The sequence below is a fragment of the Corallococcus sp. AB049A genome (assembly GCF_003668885.1).
In the GTDB taxonomy this organism is placed as follows: Bacteria; Myxococcota; Myxococcia; order Myxococcales; family Myxococcaceae; genus Corallococcus; species Corallococcus interemptor.
The window spans coordinates 1-7,410 of record NZ_RAWL01000417.1 but is presented as its reverse complement, the minus strand read 5'-3'; the positions used below and the strand labels follow the sequence as shown (position 1 = coordinate 7,410).

General features: G+C 71.2%; 6 protein-coding genes. 4 read left to right on the top strand and 2 right to left on the bottom strand.

Annotated features, from left to right (window positions below; translation table 11 throughout):
* The 3 genes from D7X55_RS32005 to D7X55_RS31995 all read left to right on the top strand — a co-directional run.
* Positions 1–401: SMI1/KNR4 family protein (locus D7X55_RS32005; protein ID WP_233610198.1), on the top strand; the 401-nt coding region annotated here is incomplete at its 5' end.
* A gap of 659 nt (positions 402–1,060) precedes the next feature.
* Positions 1,061–2,911, top strand: a complete 1,851-nt coding sequence (locus D7X55_RS32000; RefSeq protein WP_233610197.1) for a serine/threonine-protein kinase — start codon at positions 1,061–1,063, stop codon at positions 2,909–2,911.
* Positions 2,912–2,986: 75 nt separating this feature from the next.
* On the top strand, positions 2,987–4,297 hold the full coding sequence (locus D7X55_RS31995) for an AarF/ABC1/UbiB kinase family protein (RefSeq protein ID WP_120548102.1): 1,311 nt from the start codon (positions 2,987–2,989) through the stop codon (positions 4,295–4,297).
* 20 nt (positions 4,298–4,317) lie between these two features.
* Here D7X55_RS31995 and D7X55_RS31990 read toward each other — a convergent pair whose 3' ends face one another.
* Positions 4,318–4,713, bottom strand: a complete 396-nt coding sequence (locus tag D7X55_RS31990; protein ID WP_120548103.1) for a response regulator — start codon at positions 4,711–4,713, stop codon at positions 4,318–4,320.
* A 388-nt stretch (positions 4,714–5,101) separates the two neighbouring features.
* Between D7X55_RS31990 and D7X55_RS31985 the strand changes: the two genes are divergently transcribed.
* Complete coding sequence (locus tag D7X55_RS31985) at positions 5,102–6,166, top strand: chemotaxis protein CheB (protein ID WP_233610196.1); 1,065 nt, start codon at positions 5,102–5,104, stop codon at positions 6,164–6,166.
* A gap of 16 nt (positions 6,167–6,182) precedes the next feature.
* Here D7X55_RS31985 and D7X55_RS31980 read toward each other — a convergent pair.
* A partial coding sequence (locus D7X55_RS31980; protein ID WP_121725045.1) for a sensor histidine kinase occupies positions 6,183–7,410 on the bottom strand: 1,228 nt, incomplete at its 5' end.

The window sequence follows — 7,410 nt, the reverse complement described above, 5'->3', positions numbered from 1 at the left end:
CCTTCGAACAACGCGCCGGATGGCGGTTGGACCCGGACCTGCGCGCCTTCTACCTGCACTGCGATGGCGCGGACCTCTTCGACCGCGTCGACCCCGCGTTCTCCTTCCCTCCACTGTCCGAGCTCCGCCGCGCGCGGATCGTCATGAGCCAGGACGACACGGACCGCTCAGGCCCCGCGTCCTGGTACGCCCTCTGCGAGGTCCGTGACGGGAACTACGTCCTACTCGACGTGAGCCAGCAGCACGAGGGCCGCTATCCCCTGCGTGACGGCTTCCGCGAAGGCTTCCCGGATCCCTCCCAGTGCCCCCGGATCGCCAGCGCCTTCTCCGAGTTCCTGGAGGGCGCCCTCCGCTCCAACGGACGCTGGTTCTGGCTCAAGAACCTGATGCAGGACGGGTGACAAACCCCGCGTCCCCACCGCACGCAGCCGCGTCCTGACAGAAGCCGTGAAAGCCCCGTCATCCGTGCAGGCCACTTCATCCGGGGCCGATTTGTCGGCCTCCCGACACAGTTCGAACCGAACGTTCCTCTAGGGCCGCAGTGTCTTCCCGGCTCCCGCAGCCAGATGCGCAATCACGGCTTTCTTCGAGAGCGGACGAGATGTTTTCCAGCGGGGATGTTCCTGTCGCTGCGCACTGGAAACCCGCACGGCGTGCTGTCATCTTGAAGGGACTTTCGCTGCACGGCAGGACGGTTGAAGGGAAGGCGGAGCGGAAGTCGCCCAAGGTCTTGCGGACCAAACGTATTGGGATGTGCTGGACGGAAAACTGTTCCGTCCCGGGGCTGTAAAAACTCCCCGTAACCGAGGGGTGTCTGCCGATGAACTGGGACCCACGCCGCATCCGAATGTCGGAAAAGCGAAGCGGATCAACCGGTTGGCGTGGCCGACCGCGTGAACCGGAAAACCCCGGTTGCTGGCACACCGCTCGCATCGGCCGCTGACGCTGTCCTCACCCCCGCATCGCCTTCGCAGGTTCCGGTCCCTACGTGCTCGCCCCGTCGCCTCTCATCTGTTCTTGCGGTCAGCCCCACTCCGAAGCGGAGGCGTGTCCCACGCTGATGCGCGGGCTGGACCTCAATGGCGGCACGATGCTCTACGCCGGCACGCCGCCGCCGGGACCCGCGGCCTCGCTGCCCGCACCGCCCACTCCCATGTCGTCTCTCACGCCCGTGGTGCCTTCCCTCGTGGGCCAGGAGTTCGGCCGCTTCCGCGTCGTGCGCGAGCTGGGCCGCGGCGGCATGGGCACCGTGTTCCTCGCGGAGCACACGCTCATCCAGAAGCGCGTGGCCATCAAGGTGCTCCACGCGCACCTGGCCCAGGCCCCGGAGTTGGTCGCGCGCTTCCTGTCCGAAGCCCGCACGCTCACGCTGGTGCAGCATGAGAACGTCGTCACCCTCTACGACCTGGACTCGCGCGACGGGCGCCCGTACCTCGTCATGGAGTACCTGGAAGGCGACAGCCTGGCCAACTTCGCCCGAGGCCCCATGGCCCCGGCGCTCGTCGTGGAGCTGATGACGCAGGTGTGTGACGCCCTGGGCGCCGCGCACGCGCACGGCATCGTCCACCGCGACCTGAAGCCCGCCAACGTCTTCCTCGTCCCCAACGCCAACGGCAAGCAGCGCGTGAAGCTGCTCGACTTCGGCATCGCCAAGCTCCTGTCCCGCCCCGCCGGAGAGATGACCACCGAGGTCGGCGTCCTCCTGGGCACGCCGGAGTTCATGGCCCCCGAGCAGTGCGGCGACGGCATCGTGGACGCGCGCAGCGACCTCTACGCCGCCGGCGTGCTCGCGTACCTGCTGCTCACCGGCCAGGTGCCCTTCTACGGCCGCACCGCCGCCGAAATCCTGGTGGGCCACCTGCAGAAGGAGCCCGTCCCGCCGCACGAACTGAACCCCGCCGTGCCGGAGGCCCTGTCGCGCGTGCTGCTGCGCGCGCTGGCCAAGCGGCCCGACCACCGCTTCGCCTCCGCCGCGGAGCTGAAAACGGCCCTGGAGGCGTCGCTCGCGCCGCCGCCCGCGCCCTCCGCGCCGCCGCTCACCGCGCTGCTGCGCGGCCAGGGCACGCAGGCCCCGGTGGAGCTCAAGGGCGAGTGGGTGGGCCGCTCCGGCCTCTTCTTCCAGTCCACCTCCACGCCCCCGGCGCTCCTGTCGGAGGTGTCGCTGGTGCTGCGGCTGCCCGGCGGCGAGCTGCCCTGCACCGCGCAGGTGGTGCGCCACGTCACCGCCGAGCAGGCCCAGGCGTGGAACATGTCCCCGGGCTTTGGAGTCCAGCTGCGCGACGCGAGCCCCGCCTTCCAGGCCCAGCTGGCCCAGCTCAAGAACAGCACGCGCGCCACGTCCGCGCAGACCGCCGCCATCCCCACGCCCGAGGACGCGCAGGCGGAGGCCGTGCTGCAGGGCTTCCGCCGGCGGCTCGCCGGGGACCCGTACGCCGTGCTGGAGCTGCCGCGCGACGCCACGCTGGAGTCCGTGCGCACCGCGGCCCAGCGCGCCCGCGGGGCCCTGGAGCTGCTCAAGGCCCGCCCGCTGTCGGACAGCCAGCGCGCCCAGGTGGACCGCGCGCTGGATCGCGTGGCCGGGGCGCTCCACACGCTGGGCAACGTGGAGCGGCGCGTGGAGTACGACGCCACGCTGGGCAACGTGGAGGGCATCGAGCGGTGCCTCGCCGCGGGCCTCACCGCCACCATGCTGGAGCAGTGCCGCCGCCGCTTCCTCGCCGGCAACACCGGCCGCGAGGGCCGCGCCGCCGTCCACCGCCTGTCCGGTGACGCGCTCGCGTCCGTGGGCCGGCTGGAGGAGGCGCTCGCCGCCTACGAGCTGGCGGTCCGCGCGGACCCCTTGGACCTGGAGGGGCTCAAGCGCTGGCGCTTCCTCCGGGCCCGGGTGCGCGGCTCGGCCGCTCCCAGGTAGGGGAGCCGGGCTCACATCCATCCCGGGGGCGTCTTGCGTATGGGAGAGGAGTCTTCGTTAATCCTCTCCTCTCCCATGGCTTCCGAACCCGACGACAAGCTGCCGCCCCAGGGGCGCTTCAACCGCCTGCGCAAGCTGGCCGGTCTCTCCATGCACGTGGGCTCGGAGGTGCTCAAGGCGGGCGCCAAACAGCTGTCCGGGACGAGCCCCACGGAGCTGCTCAGCCTGGGCACCGCGGAGAAGCTGGTGGCCACGCTGGGGGAGATGAAGGGCGCGGCCATGAAGCTGGGCCAGGCCCTCTCCATGGACCCGGACCTGCTCACGCCGGAAGTGCGGCAGATGATGGCCCGGCTGCAGAACCAGGCCCCCGCCATGTCCTACGCGCAGGTGTCGCGCGTGGTGCAGGAGGAGCTGGGCGCGCCGCCGGAGGCCCTGTTCAAGGAGTTCTCCCCGGACGCGCTCGCCGCCGCGTCGCTGGGCCAGGTGCACCGCGCCGTGCTGCACGACGGCCGCCCCGTCGCCGTGAAGGTGCAGTACCCCGGCATCGACGTGTCCATGGGCCACGACATGGACAACCTGGGGCTCGTCGTGAAGACGGTGTCCAAGACGTCGCGGATGATGGACGGCACCGCCTACTTCCAGGAGTTCCGCGACGAACTCATGCTGGAGCTGGACTACCGCCGCGAGGCGCAGCTGGCCAAGAGCTTCGCGAAGAGCGTGTCGCGGCTGCCGGACCTGTACGTGCCCCAGGTCATCGAGGAGCGCAGCGCCCACCGCGTGCTCACGCTGGAGCTGCTGGAAGGCCAGACGCTCAAGGACTGGGTGACGACGTCTCCGGATCCGGAAACGCGCTTCCGCGTCGCGCGCCAGCTCATCCGCGCCACCTACGGGCCGTTCCTGGACGCGGGAGAAATCCACGCGGATCCGCACCCCGGCAACTTCATGGTGATGCCGGACGGGCGCATGGGGCTGCTGGACTTCGGCTCCATCAAGCGCTTCAGCCCCACCTTCGTCACGGCCAACCGCCGCATGTTCCAGCAGGCGCTGCGGCTGGAGACGCTGGACGTGCTGGGCCTGTGCCGTGAGGTGGGCTTCTCCGTGGAGCTGGCGGAGGCGGAAGCCGAGGTGCTCCTGCGCGAGGTGCTGCACATCGCCGGGCGGCCCATGCGCAGCTCGCCGTATGACTACGGCACCTGCGACATCAACCGCGACATGCGCAACCACTTCACCAAGAACGCCGCGCGCATGATGCGCATCCGGCCGCCCCCGGAGGCGATGATGTTCTTCCGCGCCACCGGCGGCCTGGCGCAGAACCTGCGCCTCGTGGGCGCCGCCGGTGACTTCCGGCAGGTGTTCCTGGAGGTCGGCGCGCTCGTGGGCGAGTAGCCCATCGGCTCAGGTGCCGGTCAGGTGCCCGCGGCGACGCGGGGGCGCTTGTGCAGCCGCTCCAGCTTGCGCGCCAGGTCCGCGCCCTGCGTGCTCTTGGACAGGTAGCCGTCCGCGCCCGCGGCCAGCGCCAGCGCGCGCAGCTTCGACTCGTCCGACGCCGAGTAGAGGACGAAGCGGGTGTTCTCCGGGGCCTGCTGCCGCGCCAGGGCCAGCACCTTGTCGCCGCTCAGCGCCGGGATGTTCACGTCCAGGAGCACCAGGTCCGGCGCCGTGGTGCGCACCAGGTTGGACACCCCCAGGGACGAGCGATGCGTGCGCACCTCGAAGTTGTACGAGGACAACGAGCGCTCCGTCAGCGCGAGCTGGTCCGGGTCATCGTCCACGATGAGGACGCGAATCTTGGTCTCCGACATGGTGGCTCCCCCTGGAACCGACAGTTGGGTGCCCCGGCCGGCAAGATGCCGCCCCAGGGAAAACAGTGGCCCGGGCACTTCCCGAGTATCACCCACCCCTCTCCCGTCTGGCCAGCGTCCCTGGAATTTTCTGAAACCTTCCAATTGAAACCACATGTTTCACCCTGCCGGGTGGGCACCCCTGGGGGCCATCCCGGGTTTCGCGGGGTACGAGCGCCCCAGGGCAGGTCGGTGGCCTCCCGACCTGGAGGAAACCCATGACGCCGTACAACACATCCGCCGCCTGCCCGTCCGTCGAGGAAGGGGGCTGACCGGGCCGCACGGCCACGGCGCCCTGCCTAGCTTGAGAGAGACGCGGTGAGTCCGCTTCGCGCCGGGGGATGGGAACGTGAACGTGCAACGCCACGACATCGTCGTCATCGGCGCATCCATGGGGGGCGTGGAGGCCCTGACCCAGCTGGTGAAACAGCTGCCCGGGGACCTGGCCGCCTGCGTGCTGCTGGTGCTCCACGTTCCCGCCCAGCGCCGCAGCTACCTGCCGGAGATCCTCACCCGCTCCGGTGCCCTGAAGGCCCACCATCCCCAGGACGGAGACGCGCTGGAGCCGGGCCGCATCTACGTGGCGCCCAATGACAGACACCTGCTGGTGGAGCAGGGCCGCGTGCGGGTGATGAAGGGTCCCAAGGAGAACGGCCACCGTCCGGCGGTGGATCCGCTGTTCCGCTCGGCCGCGAGCAGCTACGGCCCGCGCGTGGTGGGCGTGGTGCTGACGGGCGCGCTGGACTGCGGCACCAGCGGCCTCATGGCGGTGAAGAAGGAGGGCGGGCTGGCGGTGGTGCAGGACCCGCGCGACGCGTTCTGTCCGGACATGCCGAAGAGCGCGCTGGAGTTCGTGGCGGTGGACCACTGCGTGGGCCTGGAGGAACTGGGGCCGCTCCTGACGCGGCTGGTGGACACGCCCGTCGCGCCGCGCTCGCGCAAGCGGTCGCGGCAGGTGGAAACGGAGGTGAAGGCGATGAAGGTGGACATCCCTTCCATGGATGACCCGCCCTCGCCGCTGGAGTACGCGAAGCCGTCCTATTACGGCTGTCCGGACTGCGGCGGCGTGCTCTTCGAACTGGAGGAGGACGGCTTCTTGCGCTTCCGCTGCCGCACGGGCCACGCGTACACGGCGGAGGCGCTGTCCGGCTCGCAGCAGAACCAGCTGGACGGCGCGCTGTGGGCCGCGCTGCGGGCGCTGGAGGAGAGCGCGTCCCTGTCCCGCCGGCTGGCCGCGCAGGCCCGGGAGCGCAGCCATGACCGCTCCGCGCTGCGCTTCGAGGAGCGCGCCCGCACGGCCGAGGCCCAGGTCGCGCTCCTGCGCGAGGTGGTGCTCGCGGCGCCCCGCTCGAATGCGCTGGCCGGAGAGCCGAGGGTGCTCGGTGTCCCCGAGGAGCCGGAGCAGACGGGCTGAAGGGCCTTCCCTTGCGTCAGCGCGTCCCGCCCCGCGCGGACGCGGCCTTCAGCGCGGGGAAGGTGAGCGTGAACACCGCGCCCCCTTCCGGGCGGTTGGCCGCGGTGAGCGTGCCCCCCGCCTGCGTCACCACGCCGTGGGCCATGGACAGCCCCAGGCCGGTGCCCTTGTCGCCCTTGGTGGTGAAGAAGGGCTTGAAGATGTTCTCCAGGTGCTCCTGCGGAATGCCGGTGCCCTCGTCCTCCACCGTGAGCCGCACGAGCTTGCCGGCCTTGAAGGCCCGCACGCGGATGACGCCGCCCTGGAGCATGGCGTCGCGCGCGTTGATGATGAGGTTGATGACCACGTAGCGCAGCTCCATGGCGGAGCCGGTCACGTGGGGAAGCCCCTCGGGCAGCGCCACGTCCAGCCGCAGGGAATGGCCGCCCTGGCGCGACTGGTGCTCGATGCCGCCCCGGACGATGTCCACCGCGTCGCGGACCACGTCCGCCAGCTGCACGGGCTCCAGGACGGAGCCGGGCTTGCGGCGGGAGAAGTCCTGGAGCCGTTCCACGCGCGCCTCCGCGTCCGCCACGACGCGCATGAGCGCGTCCAGGTGCTGCTGGCTCCTGGGCGTGGGGGGCACCTCGCGCTGGAGCAGCTGCAGCCGCAGGCGCATGGCGTCGAGCGTGGAGTGCAGGTCGTGCGCGATGCCCGCCGCCAGCTCGCCCAGGGCGCGCACCTTCTCGCGCTCCAGCAGGGTGGCGCGCGCGTTCACCAGCTCCGCCTCGGCGCGCGCCTGTTCGGTGATGTCGCGCACCAGCACCAGCACCTGCCCCTGCATGTGGCCGGTGACGCGCTCGGCGCGCACCTCCAGCACCCGGGGGTGGGGCTCGCGCGCCTGGCGGTAGCGCGCAACGCTCGCGACGCCTTCGGGGCGCCCGAGCACCGCCGCGGCCTCCGCCTGGCCCACGTCGCGCAGGGCCATCCGCTCCGCGCCGTCCTCCTCGCGCCGCCACGGGCCGCGCAGCCGCCCCAGCGCATGCCAGCGGTTGTTGGCCAGCACCACGCTGCTGGCGTTCAGCACCGCGAGCGCGCTGTCGCTGGTCTCCAGCGCCCAGCGCGACAGCTTGAAGGTGATGCCCTGCCGCCGGGCGTGCTCCCCCAGCTTGCGCACCAGCGCGGCGTGCTTCTTCAAGAGCTCGCGGTACTTGTGCAGGAGCCCCTGCGGTTCCTGGGCGCTGGTGGCCGGAGCGGTGGAGGAC